Here is an 18,721-nt window from a genome sequence, read left to right as displayed (position 1 = left end):
CGAGGCCTGAACTCAGGCCCCGTCCGCGTCGAGGGAACGGCGCACCAGTGCGCTGGCGCCGCTGAGCTCGCCGAGCGCCTGCCCGTCGAGCACCTGCCGGCGCAGCGTGCAGGCGAAATCCTGCACGCCCTCGGCCCATGCGGCCAGCGCTTCGGCCTCGGCTCGCGGCAGCACCATGACGCCGTCGGCGTCGGCCACCACCGCGTCGCCGGCCTGCACCACCAATCCTCCGCACGCCACCGGGCGGTTGAGGCTGCCACCCCAGTCGAGCAGCCGGGTGGTGACCGGCGAGGTGCCGGTGCACCACAGCGGAAAACCGCTCGCGGTGATCTCGTCCAGATCGGTGCACGGACCGTCGATCACTGCGCCGGCTGCGCCGGCACGCTGCGCCGCGGCCGTCACGATGCCTCCCCAGCAGGCATGGCGGGTGTCGCCGAGCCGGTCGACGACCAGCAGGTCGCCCGGCCGCAGCTGTCCCAGCGCATGGTGCAGCAGGGTCGAGTCGGCGCCGGGAATGGACAGGGTGACAGCGGTGCCGACCACGCGGCGCCCCCGCTGCAGCGCCTTCAACCGCTGCGACATGAGGTACCAGGGCACGGCATGCCCGAGGGTCGAGGTATCGATGGTGGCCAGCCGGCGTACCAGCGCCTCGCCCAACGGCTGCGGCGCGGGGTCGATGCGGTAGCGGGTGAACAAGCGGACGTCGCTCATGCGCCGGCTCCCCCGAGTTGCTGCAGCGCGCCCTGGCGCAGCAGGGTGACGTCCGAACCCACGGTGACAAAGCCGTAGCCGCGCGCGGCCAGCGCCGCCAGACCGTGGCCCGGCAGCAACGTGCCCCCGAGGGCGATTTTCGACTCGCGGCAGCGCCGCTCGGCCTCGGTCCACAACTCGATGAACTCTGGGCTGTCGTACTCCCCGGGCCTGCCTATGCTGGCACTCAGGTCGAGCGGGCCGATGAAGAACAGGTCCAGGCCCTGCACGGCGGCCATCGCGGGAATGGCCTCGACGCCGCGGGCCGATTCGATCATGGCTGCCACCAGGGTGTTGCGGTCTGCGTGCGCGGCGTAGGTGCCGGCGTGGGCGCCCCAGGCAGCCGCCCGCGAAACCGTGTAGTGCAGTCCCCGGCGACCGAGCGGCGGGTAGCGGCAGGCATCGACCAAGCGCTCGACCTGCTCGGCGGACTCCACGTTGGGCGCCAGAATACCCTCGACGCCGGCGTCGAGCAGCGGCTTGATGCGGTCCGAATCGAAGCCCGGCACCCGTGCCAGCATGGTCGGCGCGAAGGGCGCGGCGGCACGCAGTTGCTCGATCGCCGTCTCCAGGCCGGAAGGCGAATGCTCCAGGTCGATGATGAGCGCTCCGAGCGGCATGTCGGCCAGCACTTCGGTGACCACGGGCGACCCCATGAACAGCCAGCAGCCGGTACACATGCGGCCCTCTGTGAGGGACTGCAAAACACGGTTGGATTTCAGCGGAGGTGGCATAGACATAGTCCTGATGGAAGTGGAGGAACGGAAAGCACCGCGGACGGGTTCGCCTGCGAGGCCATGGCATGTGGATTGCTTCGGTGGTGGCGAAAAAGGCGCGGGATCCTGCCTAGGGATTGCCAGCTTGTGCCCCCCGGTTCGCGGGATTTATTCTGCGCACCAAAGTGGTGAAAAGACGGACAACCTGATGCACGCTGAGATGAAAATCATCGAGAAACCCCTGGTCCATGAAGATTCGGCGGTCAGCCTCTGCATCGACCAGACGTTTTCCGCGGCCCGCGAACTCGGATTCGATGCGGCCATCTATGATTTTTCGCCGGTCTCGATGACGCCCGAGGGTGTTTTGATGACGCCCAGTGTTCTCGAATACCGGAATATGCCGGGGCAAATGCGAAAACTCTGGGTCGAACAAGGCATGTACCAAGTCGATCCGGTACAGGCGCTGGCCTTGCGGGGTTCGGGCGCATTTTTCTGGTCGTATCGGCAGGACGAGGAATCGGTGCTGCAGCCCATGCTCGGCGGTAGTGCGCGCAGCGTTTCCAGCGTTCTGACCGAATGGCGCATGACGCGTGGCGTCACGGTGCCGTTGCATATGCCGGGCAATCGTTTCGCCACCCTGACGGCCATGTGGCAGGACGATCATTTTGCGCAAAAGCAGATGTCTCTGGTGGATTCGGTGATGCGGTTGGCGTATATGGCCCATATCCTGAACGATCAACTGCTGAAAGTCTTCACGAAAAACCAGTTGACTCCCCATGATGTCGCGCTGTCCGACAGGGAGCATGAATGTGTATTGCTGGCGGCCGAAGGCATGCCCAGCAAGCAGATTGCGGCACGCCTGAATCGCGCAGAATCGACGATTGTTTTCCATTTGCAGTCGGCGGCACGCAAACTCGGCGGACGCAACCGTGCTCAGATGATTGCGCGTGCCGCCCATTTTGGATATTTGTCCCGGAATCCCGGGATCCGGGCATTGCAATGAAGCGAACCACCTGCCTGGATTCTTCCACGGCGGCCGCTGGAAAAAACTATCAGTTCTGATAGTTGCTGCGACGCTGGCCTGCGCGCAGCATCGGTGTTCCGAACACCCTCCGCAGTCCGTACTGCCGGGAATTAGAAATCAGGAATCGCCGTGAAACCGTTTTTCGCCGCCCCGGCCGTCGCTACCGCCGCCGTGACCCTGCTGCTGAGTGCCTGCGCGCTGACGCCCGGCGCTGAACGGCAGGCGCGCATCACGCCTCCCACCGACTGCAAGGCCTGGGTTGGAGCCGACCGCAATGCAGAACTGCCCGGCTATCGCATCGCCCAGGCGAACGGCCGGGCCGCCTGCGTTCCCCTGCTGCTGACGGCCCACAAGCCGCCGCTGGGTTATCGCGGCGATTATGCGGTGGACGAGTTCACCGACGAGAAGCTCAAGGCCCGCTGGTTTTCGTGCAAGGCCGATGCTGCCTGCCGAGCCCGCATCGAAAGGGACATGCAGCGCTGGCTGCCGCCCAACAAGGCCCGCGCCACGCGGGTGACCGGACTGGTCGATCCGGCCGGCAGGATCGACCCCGAGGGCCAGGTGGATCTGCGGGATATCCGCCGGCCAGCTTTCTTCGCCCGCGCTCCTTATCTCGAGAGCATCGCGCAAGCAGATGCGCGAACCAGCGTGGTCGAATTCACCGTGCCGCACGATCCGCTGGAAATCAACAGACTCGGCATGACGGGTGATATCAAGCTGCGCGGCTGGTATATCGAGGGGCTGGGCGTGCCGGCTGAGAATGGCGCAAGAAAACGCGCGCTGGTGATTGCAAGTGCCGGGGGCGGTGACCAGATCACTGCCATCCAGGATCCGGGGGATGTCGCCGTCACCGTCGATCCGGTGACGCGGCGTGCGCGTTTTCAGCGTTTTCCCAATGCCACGACTGAAGGTTTCGGCATGAGGACCTGGAGAGAGCATCTCGATGCGCTGAATCGTGCCGGTTTCGATGTGCTGGCTTACGACCGGCGCGGTGAAGGATTATCGGGCGGCTTCAGCGACACCAACACGCTGGAGCAGAGCGAGGATATCTTCAGGGTGCTGGAGCAGATGGAACACGGGGCCGGCATGCGCCTGCTGACCGCTGGTGGTGAAGAACTGGAAGGCGCCGCGGCGCGTGGCCGGCTGATGGCAGGCATGAAAGCCCGCGAGATTCCGCTGTTGCTGCTTGGATATTCCCGGGGTTCGATGACCACCGGATGGGCCATGACCAAGAATTATGCCGGCGGCTGCAGCTATGACATGCCGACCGTCGTTTGCAGCCCGGCCAAGCATTTCGACAATATCAAAGGGACCTTGCTGTATTCACCCTTTACTGCCGGCGCGGCATATCTGCCCGATGCGCCGGACCTGGCCGACCGCAACCTGTTCCTGGCCGGGATGGCTGCGGAAAACCATGTGCAGTTCTACCCGAACTCGGCCGTACTGGCGCACATGGACCGGTGGCCGGCGGCATTTTTCGCCAAGGGCCTCTGGGACCGGGCGGAATCGCTGGAAGGCACCGTGGCAGCCTACGACCGGATCCGCGGACTGAGGGACATCGCAGTGGTCCGCGGGCCGCACCAGTTGTCGATCTGGCCGAAGGCGGAAAGCGATCGCATACGCGATCGGATGGTCGCCTTCGCGGTGGCGGCGGTCAATGACCAGAAAACGCTCCCTGCGCCGGCCGCCGCCTGGCGCGACCTGCGCGGGCTGGTCGCGACCACGCCGGACATCTGGGAGACCTCTTCGCAGCCGCGCTAACGCAGCGGCGCTAAAAACCATCGCCTGCAGGTGATGTCCTGGTGGGAGGCACCCGCACAGCAGCCCGCGTCCCCCCTCGCCCCTCCACCACCCGCCGTGCGCAGGCCACCAGTTCCTGCACGAACGCCAGCCGCGCCGAGGCGCGCAGCCACAGCATGCCGAAGCGGCGGGACTCGCTGGCGCCGGGCAATGGCAGGCGCACGACGCTGCGGCCGTCCGGCCAGTCCAGGGCCGTGTCCGGCACGACGGCCACGCCAAGGCCCCGGTCCACCATCATGGCGATGGCCACGAGCGAACTGAGCTCGAAGCGCTCCTGCGGCGCGATGCCCGCCTCGCGCAGGTAGCGCTCCACCATCTGGCCGCCGCCCAGGCTGCGGTCGTAGCGGATCAGCGGCTGGGTGCGCAGCAACTCGTGCGCGTTCTGGTGGGCCAGGTGGCGCGGTGCGAGCAGCACGAGGGGCTCTTCGCGCAGCAGGGCCCAGCCGAAGGTCTTGGCCAGGGCGAAGCTGGGGTGCAGGCACACGGCGGCGTCCAGCCCGCCCTGCTGCACGGACTGGTAGAGCTGCTGGGTGGTGCCCGACTGCAGGAAAACCCGCACATGCGGCAGGCGCTGCGAGAAATCCGCCAGGATGTCCGGCAGCAGGCTGTGCAGGGCGGTGTTGATGGTGCCGATCGCCAGTTCGCCGGAGGCGCCGGCGTCGTTCACATGCGCCCTGGCCTGGCCCAGTTCGCGCAGCAGGAGCGGTGCGCTGCGCGCGAGGCGGTGGCCTGCGGGGGTCGGGGCCACGGTGCGGCCCGCGCGCGCGAGCAGCGGCACCTGGAATTCACGCTCCAGGCTGTGCATCTGCTGGGCCACGGCGGCGGCCGTGATGTTCAGACGGCGCGCGGCTTCGGCCATGGAGCCGGTCTCGACCACCAGCATGAAACTCTGCAGGTAGCTGGTTTCCATAAAGCAATATTTTCTATCTTCTGAAGAAATACTGCATGTGTTTATCCATGCTTTCCGCGGCACAACAATGGCCGCATGAGAAGCAAGCTGTTCGTTCCGGCATCGCGGCCGGAGTTGTTCCCCAAGGCCCTGCGCAGTGCGGCCGACGGTGTGTCGTTCGACCTGGAGGATGCCGTGGCGGAAGCGCGCAAGGACGAGGCGCGCGCCCTGCTGGGCGACTTCCTGCAGGCGCTGCCGCCGGATGCCGGCGGCAAGACCCTGATCGTGCGCGTCAATGCGATGGACACTCCGCATTTCGAGGCCGACATCGCCGCGTCGGTCCGCCCCGGCGTGCACCTGGTCAACCTCCCCAAGCCGGCGAGCGCCGCCGCGGTGCAGCAGGCCGCCCAGGCCATCGCCGAGGCTGCCCGCAGCCGCGGCATGGAGAGCGCGCCGGGCCTGCTGCTCAATATCGAGACACCGCGTGCGCTGCGCACCGCCGCGGAACTGGCCGGCGCACACCCGGGCGTGCGGGCGCTGCAACTGGGGCTGGGCGACCTGTTCGAGCCTTTCGGCGTGTCCCGCCGCTGCCGCGAGGCGATCGCCCAGGCGATGTTCGCCGTGCGCATGGCGGCGGCGGAGGCCGGCATCGAGGCCTACGACGGAGCGTTCGCCGACATCCAGGACACCGCGGGCTTCCAGGCCGAGGCGGAACTCTCCCGGAGCCTGGGATTCGCGGGCAAGACCTGCATCCATCCCAGCCAGGTCGCCATGGCGAACGCGGTGTACGTGCCCTCGGCCGCCGAGCTGGACGCCGCCCGGCAGGTGCTGGAAGCCGCGCAATCCGCCGATGCCCGGGGTGTCGGCGCCTACGTGGTCAACGGGAAGATGGTGGACAAGCCCTTCGTCCTGCGGGCGCAGCGCACGGTGGAAGCCGCACGCGCCGCAGGGCTCTGCTGACCTGCAGGCCAGCCATACGACATAACGACACAGGAGACATACGACATGGCCGAAACGAGTTCCCGCCGCGGTGCGCTGCGGCGCACCTGCGCGATGGCGGCAGCCGCTGCACTGGCTGCCACCGCCCTGCCCGCCTGGGCGCAAGGCAGCTACCCCAGCCGCCCCATCACCATGGTCGTGCCCTACCCGCCCGGCGGCTCCAACGACCTGTTCGCCCGGCAGGTGGCCAAGGAGATGGGCGATCTGCTGCGGCAGCCGGTGATCGTGGACAACCGGGCCGGGGCCAGCGGCACCACCGGCACCGCGTTCGTGGCCAAGGCCGCTCCCGACGGGTACACGCTGGTGGCGGTGTCGTCGAGCCTGACCACCAACGCCGCGATGCAGGCCAGCCTGCCGTTCGATCCCGCCAGGGACCTGCAGCCGGTGGCGATGCTGGCCAAGGGGCCGCTGGTGGTGGCCGTGAACAACCAGTTCCCCGCCAGCAACCCTGCCGAACTGCTGAAGACCATCGCGGCCCACCCGGGCCAGTTCAACTACGCGACCTCGGGCACGGGCAGCGTGAACCACTTCGCGGGCGAACTGATGCGCTCCATGGTGCCCGGCATGGACATCGTGCACGTGCCCTACAAGGGCCAGGGGCCCGCCGTGACGGACGTGATCGGCAACCAGGCGCAGATGCTGGTCTCCAGCGGTCCGTCGATCCTGCCGATGGTGCGCAGCGGCAAGCTCAAGGCCGTGGGCATCACCAGTCTGGCGCCCAGCCCGATCGCGCCTGAACTGGTGCCGATGTCCACCGCGATTCCCGGCTACCAGTTCGAGCTGTGGTGGGGCCTGCTGGCGCCGGCCGGGGTGCCGCCTGCCACCGTGGCGCTGCTGAACCAGGCCGTGAACCAGGTGCTGGCCAAACCCGGCATCCAGGCCCAGTTCCTGCGCGAGGGCGCGATCGCCACACCGCTGTCGCCGCAGCAGTTCGGGGCAGTGATCCGGGAGGACCTGGCGCGCTGGAAGCAATTGGCCAAGGCCCGCAACATCGTGGCCGACTGACCGGCTGAACCAGGAGGATGGATTCCATGAGTTTCGTACCAGGCGGACGCCAGGGCCCCCCGGGCCCGCTGAGCGGCGTGCGCGTGCTCGACCTGAGCGCCTATATCGCCGGCCCCTACGGCTGCTCGCTGCTGGCGGACCAGGGAGCGGAGGTCGTCAAGATCGAGCCGCCGGACGGCGACAACCTGCGCAAGTACCCTTCGACGCTGGAGGCGGAGAGCCGGGCCTTCCTGGGGGTGAACCGCAGCAAGTGGGGCATGGTGCTGGACCTGAAGCAGGAGGCCGACCACGCGGTGTTCCTGCGCATGGCCCGCGAGGCCGACGTGCTGGTGCACAACTTCCGCCCGGGCGTGCCCGAGCGCCTGGGCATCGGGTTCGAGCGGCTGGCGCAGCTCAATCCGCGGCTGGTGTATTGCAGCGTGACCGGCTATGGCAGCCGCGGGCCGCTCAAGGCCAAGGCGGGTTACGACCAGGTGCTGCAGACCATGACGGGCATGTGCGCCATGCAGGGCAAGGCCGGCGGGCCGCCGGAGATCCTCTATGGATCGGTCGTGGACTACTACGCGTCGGCGCTGGTGGCCGGGGGCGTGGCCTCGGCGCTGTACGAGCGCGAGCGCAGCGGCCTCGGCCAGCACGTGGGCGTGTCGCTGCTGCGGGCCGCGCTCACCATGCAGTCGGCGCGGCTGGTGTGGGCGGACGGCGAGCCACGCGAGGTGGGGCGGGACATGCGCTCGGGCGGCATCACGGGCCTGCACCCGACGAAGGACGGCTACCTCTACCTCTCGGCCAATACGCAGCATTTCTGGGCCGCGCTGTGCCGCAAGACGGGCCTGGATGCCCTGGCGGCCGATGCGCGCTATGACACGGTGCGCAAGCGCGCCCAGCACAGGGACGAACTGGTGCCCCTGCTGCGCCAGGCGCTGGCGCGGCGCAGCGCGACCGAATGGGAAGCGTTGTTCGGCGAGGAAGTGCCGTGCGCGGCCGCCCGGGCGGTAGAGGACATGTTCGGCCATCCGCAGGTGGAGGCCGAGGGCATGATCACCCGCTTCGACCATCCGGTGCTGGGAGGCTACCGGGGATTCGCCGGCGCGTTGGAGTTCGGCCGCACGGCCGGCCCGCAGGCCTTCGCCGCGCCGACCCTGGGCCAGCACACCGATGCGATCCGCCAGGGCCTGCGCCCGGACGAAACTCCATGACCGCGGGGATGGCCCTGCCCGGTCTGCCGGAGTTGCCGGAACTGCCGGCCGGGGCCTGCGATGCCCACCTGCACGTGTTCGACGGGCGCTTTCCCGTGGCGGCCCCCCATGCGATGCAGGCGGCGGCCACTGCCGCGGACTACCTGCGCCTGCGCACGGGCCTGGGGTTCACCCGCGCGGTGGTGGTGCAGCCGCGGGCGCACGGCGTGGACAACCAGGCCACCCTGGACGCGATCCGCGTGCTCGGTCCGGACAGGACCCGGGGCGTGGCCGTCGTGCGGCCGGAGATCACCGACGGGCAACTGGAGGCGCTGCATGCCGGCGGCATCCGCGGGCTGCGCTTTTCCCTGCATTCCGACCGCGACGCCGCAGTGGGGCTGGACATGCTGCGCCCGCTGGCGGCGCGCATCCATGCCCTGGGCTGGCACCTGCAGCTGCACTGGCGGGCCGACCAGATCGTGGCGCAGCGCGGCCTGCTGCATGGCCTGCCCTGCCCGCTGGTGTTCGACCACATGGCGCGCGCGGGCGGTACGGGCCACGAGGCGCAGACGGCGTTTTCGCTGGTGCGGGACCTGGTGCAGTCCGGCCGGGCCTGGGTCAAGCTGTCGGGCCCGTACCTGAACAGCGCGAAGGGACTGGATGCGGCCTATGCGGATTGCGAGGCGCTGGTGCAGGCATGGGTGCGCGAGGCGCCCGGGCGATTGGTCTGGGGCAGCGACTGGCCCCATGTCACCGAAGGCGAGCGGCGCCCCGGCCCGGAGCTGCTGCTGCGGCTGCTGGCGCGCTGGCTGCCCGATCCGGCCATGCGCCGGCAGGTGCTGGTCGCCAATGCCTGTGCGCTGTACGGATTCAACGACTGATTTTTTTTCCATCAGGAAAGGACCGAGGAGATGAAGAAGATGAAGCAAGCAATCTGGCTGGCGGCCGCTGTCGCCGCCCTGGCCCATGGCGCAGTCCGGGCCGCGTCCTATCCGGAGCAGCCCATCACGCTGGTGGTGCCGTTTTCCGCGGGCGGGGGCGCCGACAATGCCGCGCGCATCCTGGCCAAGGGCCTGGGCGAGGTCTCGGGGCAGAGCGTGATCGTGGACAACAAGCCCGGCGCCAGCGGCTCCATCGGCGGCGCGGCCGTGGCGCGGGCCCGGCCCGACGGCTACACGGTGCTGTTCGATGCGTCGTCGTTCGCGATCAACCCGGCGCTGCGCAAGCTGCCGTTCGATCCTGCCAGGGACCTGGTGGCGGTCTCGCAGATCATCAGCGTGCCCAACATCCTGGTGGTGGCGCCCTCCTCGCCCTACAACACGCTGCCGGACTTCCTGGCCGCGGCGCGCGCGAAGCCCGGCAAGCTGACCTACGCCTCCTACGGACCGGGCAGCCTCGCGCAGATGGCCGTGGAACTGCTGCGCATCGACGCGAAGTTCGATGCCGTGCACGTGCCCTACAAGGGCGGCGCGCCGGCCATCATGGACGTGATGGGCGGGCAGGTCGATGTGTACTTCGCGAACGCGGCTTCCAGCCTCAGCTACGTGAAGAGCGGCAAGCTCAAGGCCCTGGCCGTCTCTTCCGCCGCCCGCATGAAGGAACTGCCCGCGGTGCCCACCGTGCAGGAAGCGGGCATCAAGGGCTACCAGGTGATGGAGTGGAACGGTCTGTTCGTGCCCGCGGGCACGCCGCCGGCGGTGATCGCGCGCCTGCAGGAGCTGTCGCAGAAGGCCCTGGCATTGCCGGACGTGCGCAGCAGCCTGGACGCGCTGGGACTGACGCCGGTGGGCAGTTCCTCCGCGGAATTCCAGAACTTCGTGAATGCGGAGCGCAAGCGCTGGGACACGGTGGTGAAGACGAACGGCATCACGGCGAACTGAGCTTTGCCGGGGGCGGCCCGGATGCATGCGGCCCGGCGAGGATATGCTGTGCCGGATCTCCTTCTTCCGGAGTCCTGGATGCCCTCTTTCGCCCCCCAGCTGCCGCTCGGACGGCGCACCTGGCTGCTGCTCGCGGCCTCTGCCTTCGCCACCGCCTGCACCACGTCCCCGGATCGCTTCCAGGGTACGTTCCTGCAGCCCTGGAAAAGCTACGAGTCGCTGTCGCCCGAGGAATGGCGCCGCCGCCTGAGGGCCACCCGGGCACTGGGCTGCGACGAGATCGTGCTGCAGTGGAGCGCCACGGAAGGCGGCGCGCACCCCTGGGCGCTGCCGGAGGCGCTCATCGCGATGCTGTTCGACGAGGCCGGGCGCGAGGGCATGGGGATCCGCGTGGGCCTGCCCTACGACGAGCGGTGGTGGGCCGTGCTCGCGTCACGCGATCCTGGCGCACTGCCGGCCTTCCTCGCGGCCACGCAGGCGCGCTGCCTGCAGTACCTGGCGGCGGCGCCGTGGCCCCGCCGGCAGGGATTCCGCGGCTGGTACCTGCCCTATGAACTGGACCAGTACAACTGGGCCACCACCGAACGCCGGGCGCTGCTCGTGCCCTGGCTGCAGGCCATCGCCGCGGGCGCGGGCAGCCATGCGCCGCTGGCGGTGTCCACCTTCTTCAGCAAGCTGCAGACGCCGGGCACCCTGACCGCCCTGTGGACGGACATCCTCGACAAGGTGGCGCTACGGCCCATGCTGCAGGACGGGGTCGGCGTGGCCGGGATGGGCAACTATGCGGGGCTCGAACCGCTGCGCGCGCTGCTGCGCCAGCGCGGCGTGCCCTTCGACCTGATCATCGAGCTGTTCGAGCAACTGCCCCCCGAGCCGGGCACGGGCGATGCCTTCCGCGCTCGTGCCGCGACGGCCGCCCGGGTGCGGGCGCAGATGGACGTCGCCCGGACGTACGGCGCGGAGCGGGTCATCGCCTTCGCGATCGATCCCTGGATGCTCGGGGACACCCCGGAAGCCCGCCAGCTGTGGCAGGAATGGCGACAGGGCCGTTGAGCTGGCGCAAACAAGGGGACCGTCGGCCGGGAGGCTATTGTCTTATCAATAAAAACTATCGAAAATCGATAGAACACAGAAATTGATAAAGCAATGGGCCTCGCAGACACCACCGCAGATGCCGCGCCCGGCGCGCCGGACAGCCCTTCGCCTTGCGCCGTCGCGGCCTCACACGCAGACGCCGTGGACCGGGAAGGGCGCCTGCCCCTGGAGGCGCTGGACAGCCTGCGCGGCCAGGAGTGGCTGGGCCTGCTCGTGCCGCGCCGGTATGGCGGCCCGGAATGGTCCCTGCGCGCGGTGGCGAACCTCTGCCGTGAACTGTCGGAGTCGTGCGCTTCCACCGGACTGATCTTCGCGATGCACCATTCGCAGGCGGCCGTGGCGGTGCGGCAGGCCGGCGAGAGCGCATGGCACCAGGACCTGCTGGGGCGCATGGTGCGGGAGCAGTACCTGGTCGCGTCGGCCACCACCGAAGGTGCGACGGGAGGCTCCATCCGCACCAGCGCCTGTTTCCTGGACCGCCGGGGCGACGCCGTGCACCTGGACAAGCAGGGCTCGGTCATTTCCTACGCACGTGCCGCCGACGTGATCCTGGTGTCCGCGCGGCGCGAGGAAGACGCAGCTCCTTCCGACCAGCAGCTGGTCGCGGTCATGCACGGGCAGTTCCAGCTCACGCCCCAGGGGCGCTGGAATCCCATGGGCATGCGTGGAGCCTGCACCGACCGGTTCGACCTCCATGCGGAATGCGGCGCGGAGCAGGTCTTCGACGGGCCCTTTGCCAAGGCGATGTCGGAGGCGATGTTGCCGACGTCCCACATCCTGCTGGGCGCTGTCTGGCTGGGCATCGCGGTGTCGGCGCTGTCGCGCGCCCAGGCATTCCTGCGCATGCGCAACCGCAACGGCCAGCCGCCCAACCCTGTCGCCAACCTGCGGCTGGCCGAGGGCGAGAGCCTCGTGCAGCAGTTCCGCGCCCTGCTGGCCGCCAATGTGGCGCTGTACGAGGATGCAGCGGCCCGGGCCACGGCCCACGAACGGCTGGTGAGCTACAACGCGTTGAAGGTGGGCGCGTCCGAACTGGTCGTGCGCATCACCGACATCGCGCTGCGCATCTGCGGCATCCAGGGGTACATGGAAGATGCCGGCGAGTTCTACCTCAGCCGGCACGTCCGCGACGCCCATTCCGCGATGGTGATGGTCAACGACGACCGCATTCTCGGCAACATCGCCCCGGTCGCGCTGGGCGTACCGCTCGGGCGCGATATCTGAGCCCGCCGCCGCCTTTACTTTCCCTGCTTCGTCCACCGATACCGCCTTTTCTCACCATGACACCCTCCGAAATCGAAGCCCAGCTGGCGGACATGATCCAGGCCGCCGTGCTCAAGAAAGTCGCTCCCGATACGCTGCTGCTGGAGTCCGGCCTGCTCGACTCGGTCGCTGCCGTCGATCTCATGCTGGCCATCGAGGGGCGCTTCGGCTGCACGGTGCCGATCACCGAGGTGGAGGAGCACCTGCGCTCGCTGCGCGCGCTGTCCACCTACGTCGCGGCCCACTGCTGAACGCAGCCGCACCCCGCCATGCATTTTGATTTCGACTCCGGGGAATTCCGGGACACGTCCGTGCGGCCCGATGCGCTGGCCGTGATCGCCCACGACCGCAGCCTGAGCTGGAAGGCGCTGCAGGCCGAGGCCGCGGCCTGGTGCCGGGAAGCCCGGGCTCTCGGCCTGGAGGCCGGTGCGCCCATCGTCATCCGCGGCCACAAGGAGGCCGCATTCATGGTGGCCCTGGCCGGCGCGCTGATGCAGAAGGCCCCGTTCGTGCCGGTCGATGCCGTCTATCCGGCCGAGCGGCTGCACAGCATTATCGCCACGCTCGACGCCCACCTGATGTTCGACGCCGCCGCCGGCCGCTTCGAGGTGCTGCGCCCCGGCCGGGCCCCGGAGCTGGCGGAGAAGGATCTCGGCTACATCATGTTCACCTCGGGCACGACCGGGCAGCCCAAGGGCGTGCAGATCGGGCGCGAGGGAGTGCGGGGCCTGATCGACTGGATGCGGCTGGATTTCGATCTCGGTCCGGCGCCGGTCTTCCTCAACCACACGGTGTTCAGCTTCGACGTGTCGCTCTACGACGTGTTCGGCACGCTGGCGCTGGGCGGCAGCATCCTGATGCTGGACCGGGCGCGCGCGGCCTCGTCGCAGGAGGTAGCGGCGCTCATCGCGCGCCACCGGGCGACGACCTGGGTGTCCACGCCGTCGTTCGCACAGCAGCAGCTGATCAACCCCGCGTTCTCCCAGGCCGCCCTGCCCTCGCTGCGCACCTTCCTGTTCTGCGGGGAACCGCTGCCGGTGCCACTGGCGCGCCAGTTGCGCAAGCGCTTTCCCGGCGTGCCGATCCTCAACACCTACGGCCCGACCGAGGCCACCGTGGCCACCACGCTGCTGCGCGTGGACGATGCGCTGCTGGCCACCGATGCGGTGATGCCGATCGGACATGCCAAGCGCGATTCGCTGGTGTACAGCGACGGCGGCGAGCTCTGCATCGTGGGTCCGCACGTGATGCGGGGCTACATCAACCGGCCGGACCTCAATGCCACTCGCATGTTCGTGCGGGATGGCCAGCGCGGCTTCCGCACGGGCGACCTGGGCACTGAGGCGGACGGCGGCATGCTGTTCTGCCAGGGCCGTATCGACGACCAGATCAAGCTCAACGGATACCGGCTGGAGTTGCTGGAGGTGGACGCGGCGCTCGCCACGTTGCCGGGCGCGCGCGCCGGTGCCGCCGTGGCCCTGCGCCGGCCGAACGGCACGGTGGCGCGCCTCGTCGCCTTCGTGGAGACCGGCGACGGCGTACCCGGCCTGCCGGCGGAACTGAAGGGCTGGAAGGACCTGCTGGCCGTGCGGCTGCCGCACTACATGCTGCCCACTGAACTGCTGCCCTGCGCGCGCCTGCCGGTGTCGGTCAACTACAAGATCGACCGCGCGAAGCTGGCGGAGATCTACCAGGCGCTCAACGCCTGACGCTGTCCGTGCGGCTGGGCTGCATGGCGAGCACCGGCCGGCCTGCCGGCCCGGTCAGGAAGAGGCTGAGATGGTCGCCGGCCTGCAGCGGCGGCAGCGCCCGGGCGGCCGTGGCCGCCGCATCGCCGCAGCGGGCCGACAGCTGGGCCTGCACCGGGTTCACCTGCCGCGCGGCCGAGGTGTCCGGGGCCACGTCGCGGAAGACCGGCGTACCCGCGGGCGACAGCACCAGCTGAGCCGCGCCGCAGCCTTGCGCGAGGTTGTAGAAGCGCAGTTCCGCCTTCAGGGCATCCTGCGTGTCCGTCGTGTCGTCGATGGGTGTGAAGGCGTATTTGCCGCCCTCGCGGTGCAGCACGAGCGTGCTGAAGCTGCCGGGCCGCACCTCCAGGCTGGCCGCGGGCCGGCCGTCCACCACCACCGGGAATGCCTTGCCGCCGCCCACGATGGCGTAGCTGGTGGCAGGGGTCTCTCCACCGATGCGCTGGGCCTCTCCCTCGGCCACGCGCACCAGCAGCGTGCCGGGCAAGGGATTGGCCACCCGGACGAAGGCGGCGCCGGCCGGCGGGCGCGCGGCATAGAGCTGCGACAGCACGCCTTCCTGGGCGCCCGCCCCCGCCGCGGCGAGGCCGAGGGACAAGGCGGCGGCCAGTCGGCGAAGCAAGAAAGGAGAAGCAGGCATGTGCGGGTCCGTGGGTCAGAACTGGAAGTAGAGGAAACGCGTTTCCCGGTGCAGGTTGGCCAGGCACAGGAACAGCACGGCCAGGATGGCGGCGAGCCATGCGGCGTTCGGCCGCCAGCGCATCCATGCCGGCCGGGCTTCCTGCGGGCGCGCGAGCGCGGGAGAGAAGTGTCCGAGGATCTGGTGCGAATTCGGGGCCAGCCACACGATCGCCAGCAGCAGCACCAGGTACACGGCCTGCAGGTGCCGGCCGGCGAGCACCCGCCACGGCAGTTCACCGGACCACGCCAGCTCCAGCCCGCTGCCCAGCGGCTCCACGCCCCGCAGGCCGGCCATGCCGCGCAGCAGGTCCAGCGCATCCTGCACATGGGCGGCTCGGAAGAACGCATGCGCCACCATCACGGCCACGAAGGTCAGCAGCACGCAGAAGGCACGCCACAGCCAGCGGCTCCACGCCCTGGAGGGCGCGATGCGCCCGCCCGCCACGATGCGCCAGGCGTGGTTCACGCACAGGTAGCTGCCGTGCAGCAGGCCATAGATGAAGAACTGCAGGCCCGCGCCGTGCCAGATGCCGGCCAGGCCCATGGTGTAGAGCGTGGGCACGGCGATCATCATGGCGAAGCCGCCGGGCGTGCGGCTGCCCGCGGAGCCGACGGCCAAGCCGCGCCGGCTGCGCCACCGCGACAGCTGCATGGCCATGGGGTAGTACAGGTAGGCGGTGAGATAGCGCGTGAGCGTCATGTGCCAGCGCGACCAGTATTCGATGATGCAGGGGGCCTTGAACGGCGAATTGAAGTTCAGCGGAAAGCGGATGCCGAACATCTTCGCCAGGCCCAGCGCCATGTCCGAATAGCCCGAGAAGTCGAAGTACAGCTGCATGGCATAGGCCAGGCTGGTGCCCCAGGCCCCCCAGAACCCCAGTTGCGCGGGCGCGGCGAACCCCGCATCGGCATAGGGCGCGATGGTGTCGGCCAGCAGCACCTTTTTGGCCAGGCCGATCACGAACAGCGTGCCGCCGATCGACAGGTTCTCCGCCCGGAAGCGGTAGTTCTGCGCATCGGCGAACTGCGGCATCATTTCCTTGTGGTGCAGCACCGGCCCCGCGATCAGGTGCGGGAAGAAGGTGACGAACAGCGTGTGGTTGAGCAGGCTGGGCGACTTGACCATGCCTGCCTTGCAATCCAGGAGGTAGCCGATCTGGGTGAAGGTGAAGAACGAGATCCCGAGCGGCAGCAGGATGTCCTGCACCGGGCCCTGCCCCACGCCCCACTCCCGCAGCAGGCCGAGCAGCGCGGCGAAGTACTTGTAATGGAACAGCAGCGCCAGGTTGCAGGCGATGCCGAAGGCCACCGTCCACCACTGCATGCGGGGCCGGGGTGCGCTGCGCACGATGAGCAGGCTCACCAGGTAGTTGAAGGCGATCGAGGCTGCCAGCAGTACCACGAAGCGGGGGTTCCACCAGCCGTAGAACACGAACGACACCACGCAGAGCCACAGGGCCGCCCACCGCAGGCGGACGGCGCCCAGCGCGTAGTAGCCCGCCAGCGCCACGGGCAGGAAGAGGAAGAGGAACAGGTAGGAGTTGAACAGCATGGCGGCTCGGTCAGGGCAGCGCGGCCAGTGCCCGCCGTTCCTCGGCGCTCAGCGGCAGCGAGAGCGAGAGCTCGGAGAACTGCCAGACCACCAGCCGGACGCCGGCGGGCCAGCGCTCCTGCCGGGCCAGCGCCGAGAGCATCGCGCCCGCGAAATAACCGCCGTCCTGGCTCTGGTTCCACACCTCCCGCCCCAGCCGCCGGCCCAGGCGCTCCGCGAAATCGCTGCGCAGGCCGTTGGAGTCGCCCAGCAGCAGCACCTCGGCCTGCGGGCCTTCGTCCAGCAGCCCGACCGCGTGCACTGGCCGCACGCGGTCGGGCACGACACGCTCCACGGGCGGGCGCCAGCCGTCCGGCGCATGCTCCAGGCCGGCCAGCACGATGAGGTCGCCCATGCGCGGCTCGGGCGCCGTGCCCCGCTGTGCCTCGAACACCTGGCCGCCCGGCCCTCCCAGGAGCGGCAGCGCCACCTCGGCCGCGCGGGCCGCCGCGGCTTCCGCTCCCCGGGGCGCCATGTGGACGTCCGTGCGGTAGAAGGCCTGGGGCAGGCTGGACAGCGCCGGGCGCAGGTCCGCGAAGGGAACGCCGCCGGCAGCCAGCGCCTGCTGCCAGGCATCCAGCCGGGCCTGCAGGGGCCGGGACACCTCCAGGCCGCACAGGTGCGCGGATTCGATGCGCGACTTGTCGGGCACGACGGCGACCACGGTGCGGATGCCCGCTTGGCCGAGCCGGGCCGTCCAGTGGCGCATGAGCTTCAGGCGTTGCGAGAAGGCATCGCCCTGGCCGGGCTGCGGCTGCAGGCCGTCGCGGTAGAACAGCCAGCCCGGGCAGCCTTCCCGCACCTGCGGCCCCAGGTCGCCCAGGAGCCGGTAGCGCAACGCCGCGCTCCACAGGTCGATGCGGCCCTGGCCCGGCAGCGTGCCCAGTGCCCGGTTGAGCTGGTTGCCGGCCTGGCCGTCCACCCAGTGGTCCGGCTGCCATTCGGCAGGATCGATCTGCATGCGGGCCAGGCGCGCCGCGCTCCAGGCACAGCCCGCGGCCAGCACCAGGGCCACCGCGATGGCGAACCACCGGTGGCCGGCCCAGCGGTCGCCGTCCGGCGGGGTCTTGGGTGCTTCCATGGCTCAGCCGCCCAGCGCGGCCTGGAGCCTGCGGTTCCAGTCCGCATCGCTGATGAGCGCCGGGCCGTCCCAGAGGCCACGGGCATCGGGCCCCAGGTGGAAGTTGGGCTCGAACAGCTGCCAGACGAGCACCTGCGGCGGCTGCTTGCGGAAGCCTTCCGATTCCAGGTACTCCATCAAGACGGACCAGAAGCCCACGTCGCCCGGCTTCCAGTTCACCGAGACACGCCGGTCGAGCAGGTTCGAGAGTTTCTGGGCGAAGCCGAAGTACGGCTGCACCATGCTGTTGCCCGTCACGTGCACGGGCGCGGGGATGTCGGCCAGCAGGCTGTCGGCTTCCACCGCGCGGCGCACGGTGAAGGTCTCCCGCCCGACGGCCTTGCGCTGCTCCGGCGAGAGGAAGCGGTCCGCCAGGTCGCCGTAGCGGCGCTCGTTGGACAGGCTGCCCAGGGGCAACCCCGTGCCCGGATCGCCGGCCAGCTTCGGCACCAGGCTGCGGATCAGGTCGGCGGTGGCCTGGGCCGTGGCGTCCGCCGCGGGCTGGGCCCAGTGCTGGTCCGTGCGGTAGTAGACGGGCTGCCCTGCCGTACGCAACGCGCGCAGGGGCGTTTCATCGTCGAAGGTGGGGATGTCCGCGGCGCGCATTTTCTCGACGATGCGTGCATAGCGGGTGCGCATTTCGGGCACGAGGGCCATGCCGTCGGGCAGCTTGTCCTCGTAGATCACCATCTTGTCGGGAAGCACGGGCGCCACCAGCAGGATGCCTTTCGCCGCCAGCCTGCGCCGCACGTCGGCCACGCGGGCGACCGTGGCATCGATGCCGGCCCAGTCCGGCGTGGCCGCATTGCCCCAGCCTGCGAAAAGATAGTTGTCCTTGCCCGTCACGGCCAGCGTCGCCGTCTGCTGCTGGGCTGCGACGGGCAGCGCGAGCGCCAGCGGCCAGGCCAGCAGGGAGCGCCGGCGCAGGGAGTGGCCCATGGCACGCAACGGGAAAGCGGACGGAATCGTCGTCATGGAGAAAGTC

18 protein-coding genes are annotated in these 18,721 nt (G+C 69.4%); 11 read left to right on the top strand and 7 right to left on the bottom strand.

Annotated features, from left to right (window positions below):
- Window positions 1-12: 12 nt before the first annotated feature.
- Together T336_RS0105975 and T336_RS0105970 are read right to left on the bottom strand one after the other, a co-directional pair.
- Window positions 13-711 carry an RraA family protein gene (locus T336_RS0105975; RefSeq protein WP_026431845.1) on the bottom strand — a complete coding sequence of 233 codons (699 nt, stop codon included), beginning with the start codon at window positions 709-711 and terminating at the stop codon, window positions 13-15.
- Entirely contained in the window at window positions 708-1,430 is a 723-nt protein-coding gene (locus tag T336_RS0105970; protein WP_244883873.1) for an HpcH/HpaI aldolase family protein, read from the bottom strand. Before T336_RS0105970 ends, T336_RS0105975 begins: the two co-directional genes overlap by 4 nt.
- 256 nt (window positions 1,431-1,686) lie before the next feature.
- Here T336_RS0105970 and T336_RS0105965 point away from each other — a divergent pair, with 256 nt between their 5' ends.
- Both T336_RS0105965 and T336_RS0105960 read left to right on the top strand, forming a co-directional pair.
- Window positions 1,687-2,469 carry a LuxR family transcriptional regulator gene (locus T336_RS0105965; RefSeq protein WP_237711384.1) on the top strand — a complete coding sequence of 261 codons (783 nt, stop codon included), beginning with the start codon at window positions 1,687-1,689 and terminating at the stop codon, window positions 2,467-2,469.
- Window positions 2,470-2,619: 150 nt separating this feature from the next.
- The gene (locus tag T336_RS0105960; protein ID WP_026431843.1) at window positions 2,620-4,251 is read left to right on the top strand and encodes a hypothetical protein; all 1,632 of its coding nucleotides are present in this window, start codon (window positions 2,620-2,622) and stop codon (window positions 4,249-4,251) included.
- A gap of 10 nt (window positions 4,252-4,261) precedes the next feature.
- Here the strand turns inward: T336_RS0105960 and T336_RS0105955 are convergent, their stop codons facing one another.
- Window positions 4,262-5,200 carry a LysR family transcriptional regulator gene (locus tag T336_RS0105955; protein ID WP_026431842.1) on the bottom strand — a complete coding sequence of 313 codons (939 nt, stop codon included), beginning with the start codon at window positions 5,198-5,200 and terminating at the stop codon, window positions 4,262-4,264.
- Window positions 5,201-5,275: 75 nt separating this feature from the next.
- On the opposite strand from T336_RS0105955, the gene T336_RS0105950 reads away from it, so the two are divergent.
- The 9 genes from T336_RS0105950 (at window position 5,276) to T336_RS0105910 (ending at window position 14,305) form a co-directional block, all read left to right on the top strand.
- Window positions 5,276-6,139 carry an HpcH/HpaI aldolase/citrate lyase family protein gene (locus T336_RS0105950; RefSeq protein WP_026431841.1) on the top strand — a complete coding sequence of 288 codons (864 nt, stop codon included), beginning with the start codon at window positions 5,276-5,278 and terminating at the stop codon, window positions 6,137-6,139.
- A 45-nt stretch (window positions 6,140-6,184) separates the two neighbouring features.
- Window positions 6,185-7,183 (top strand): tripartite tricarboxylate transporter substrate binding protein, encoded by a 999-nt coding sequence (locus T336_RS0105945; protein WP_035225351.1) that lies wholly within the window; start codon window positions 6,185-6,187, stop codon window positions 7,181-7,183.
- Between the two features lie 26 nt (window positions 7,184-7,209).
- Entirely contained in the window at window positions 7,210-8,379 is a 1,170-nt protein-coding gene (locus T336_RS0105940) for a CoA transferase (RefSeq protein WP_026431839.1), read from the top strand.
- Window positions 8,376-9,239 (top strand): amidohydrolase family protein, encoded by an 864-nt coding sequence (locus T336_RS0105935; RefSeq protein ID WP_209435943.1) that lies wholly within the window; start codon window positions 8,376-8,378, stop codon window positions 9,237-9,239. The genes T336_RS0105940 and T336_RS0105935 overlap by 4 nt, the downstream gene beginning before the upstream one ends.
- A 39-nt stretch (window positions 9,240-9,278) precedes the next feature.
- Window positions 9,279-10,238 (top strand): tripartite tricarboxylate transporter substrate binding protein, encoded by a 960-nt coding sequence (locus tag T336_RS0105930; protein WP_156957794.1) that lies wholly within the window; start codon window positions 9,279-9,281, stop codon window positions 10,236-10,238.
- Between the two features lie 78 nt (window positions 10,239-10,316).
- Window positions 10,317-11,291: a DUF4434 domain-containing protein gene (locus T336_RS0105925; protein WP_026431836.1), complete on the top strand. Its 975-nt coding sequence runs from the start codon at window positions 10,317-10,319 to the stop codon at window positions 11,289-11,291.
- A 93-nt stretch (window positions 11,292-11,384) separates the two neighbouring features.
- On the top strand, window positions 11,385-12,557 hold the full coding sequence (locus tag T336_RS0105920) for an acyl-CoA dehydrogenase family protein (RefSeq protein WP_026431835.1): 1,173 nt from the start codon (window positions 11,385-11,387) through the stop codon (window positions 12,555-12,557).
- 56 nt (window positions 12,558-12,613) lie between these two features.
- A complete protein-coding gene (locus T336_RS0105915) occupies window positions 12,614-12,847 on the top strand; it encodes an acyl carrier protein (protein ID WP_019701218.1) in 234 nt (77 codons plus the stop codon).
- An 18-nt stretch (window positions 12,848-12,865) separates the two neighbouring features.
- The gene (locus T336_RS0105910) at window positions 12,866-14,305 is read left to right on the top strand and encodes an AMP-binding protein (RefSeq protein WP_026431834.1); all 1,440 of its coding nucleotides are present in this window, start codon (window positions 12,866-12,868) and stop codon (window positions 14,303-14,305) included.
- On the opposite strand, the gene T336_RS0105905 is transcribed toward T336_RS0105910, so the two are convergent.
- From T336_RS0105905 to T336_RS0105890, 4 genes are read right to left on the bottom strand one after another with little or no spacing between them, the layout of a single operon-like run.
- A complete protein-coding gene (locus tag T336_RS0105905) occupies window positions 14,295-14,942 on the bottom strand; it encodes an alginate O-acetyltransferase AlgF (protein ID WP_317135406.1) in 648 nt (215 codons plus the stop codon). The two genes, T336_RS0105910 and T336_RS0105905, sit on opposite strands and share 11 nt — an antisense overlap.
- Window positions 14,943-14,999: 57 nt before the next feature.
- Window positions 15,000-16,577: an MBOAT family O-acyltransferase gene (locus tag T336_RS0105900; protein ID WP_026431832.1), complete on the bottom strand. Its 1,578-nt coding sequence runs from the start codon at window positions 16,575-16,577 to the stop codon at window positions 15,000-15,002.
- A 10-nt stretch (window positions 16,578-16,587) separates the two neighbouring features.
- Window positions 16,588-17,697 (bottom strand): alginate O-acetyltransferase AlgX-related protein, encoded by a 1,110-nt coding sequence (locus T336_RS0105895; RefSeq protein ID WP_026431831.1) that lies wholly within the window; start codon window positions 17,695-17,697, stop codon window positions 16,588-16,590.
- Between the two features lie 3 nt (window positions 17,698-17,700).
- Window positions 17,701-18,711 carry an alginate O-acetyltransferase AlgX-related protein gene (locus T336_RS0105890; protein WP_026431830.1) on the bottom strand — a complete coding sequence of 337 codons (1,011 nt, stop codon included), beginning with the start codon at window positions 18,709-18,711 and terminating at the stop codon, window positions 17,701-17,703.
- Window positions 18,712-18,721 lie beyond the last annotated feature (10 nt).

The sequence above is a fragment of the Paracidovorax oryzae ATCC 19882 genome, from assembly GCF_000687165.1.
In the GTDB taxonomy this organism is placed as follows: Bacteria; Pseudomonadota; Gammaproteobacteria; order Burkholderiales; family Burkholderiaceae_C; genus Paracidovorax; species Paracidovorax oryzae.
Note: the sequence above shows the minus strand (reverse complement) of the source record. Positions and strands in the feature narration are given on the sequence as shown.

What these genes read in the sequence shown, in the direction of transcription:
- T336_RS0105890 (WP_026431830.1), bottom strand. Translation starts at nt 18,711, where the DNA reads ATGACGACGATTCCGTCCGCTTTCCCGTTGCGTGCCATGGGCCACTCC.
- T336_RS0105925 (WP_026431836.1), top strand. Translation starts at nt 10,317, where the DNA reads ATGCCCTCTTTCGCCCCCCAGCTGCCGCTCGGACGGCGCACCTGGCTG.
- T336_RS0105965 (WP_237711384.1), top strand. Translation starts at nt 1,687, where the DNA reads ATGAAAATCATCGAGAAACCCCTGGTCCATGAAGATTCGGCGGTCAGC.
- T336_RS0105920 (WP_026431835.1), top strand. Translation starts at nt 11,385, where the DNA reads ATGGGCCTCGCAGACACCACCGCAGATGCCGCGCCCGGCGCGCCGGAC.
- T336_RS0105975 (WP_026431845.1), bottom strand. Translation starts at nt 711, where the DNA reads ATGAGCGACGTCCGCTTGTTCACCCGCTACCGCATCGACCCCGCGCCG.
- T336_RS0105895 (WP_026431831.1), bottom strand. Translation starts at nt 17,697, where the DNA reads ATGGAAGCACCCAAGACCCCGCCGGACGGCGACCGCTGGGCCGGCCAC.
- T336_RS0105910 (WP_026431834.1), top strand. Translation starts at nt 12,866, where the DNA reads ATGCATTTTGATTTCGACTCCGGGGAATTCCGGGACACGTCCGTGCGG.
- T336_RS0105945 (WP_035225351.1), top strand. Translation starts at nt 6,185, where the DNA reads ATGGCCGAAACGAGTTCCCGCCGCGGTGCGCTGCGGCGCACCTGCGCG.
- T336_RS0105940 (WP_026431839.1), top strand. Translation starts at nt 7,210, where the DNA reads ATGAGTTTCGTACCAGGCGGACGCCAGGGCCCCCCGGGCCCGCTGAGC.
- T336_RS0105930 (WP_156957794.1), top strand. Translation starts at nt 9,279, where the DNA reads ATGAAGCAAGCAATCTGGCTGGCGGCCGCTGTCGCCGCCCTGGCCCAT.
- T336_RS0105915 (WP_019701218.1), top strand. Translation starts at nt 12,614, where the DNA reads ATGACACCCTCCGAAATCGAAGCCCAGCTGGCGGACATGATCCAGGCC.
- T336_RS0105950 (WP_026431841.1), top strand. Translation starts at nt 5,276, where the DNA reads ATGAGAAGCAAGCTGTTCGTTCCGGCATCGCGGCCGGAGTTGTTCCCC.
- T336_RS0105955 (WP_026431842.1), bottom strand. Translation starts at nt 5,200, where the DNA reads ATGGAAACCAGCTACCTGCAGAGTTTCATGCTGGTGGTCGAGACCGGC.
- T336_RS0105935 (WP_209435943.1), top strand. Translation starts at nt 8,376, where the DNA reads ATGACCGCGGGGATGGCCCTGCCCGGTCTGCCGGAGTTGCCGGAACTG.
- T336_RS0105970 (WP_244883873.1), bottom strand. Translation starts at nt 1,430, where the DNA reads ATGTGTACCGGCTGCTGGCTGTTCATGGGGTCGCCCGTGGTCACCGAA.
- T336_RS0105900 (WP_026431832.1), bottom strand. Translation starts at nt 16,577, where the DNA reads ATGCTGTTCAACTCCTACCTGTTCCTCTTCCTCTTCCTGCCCGTGGCG.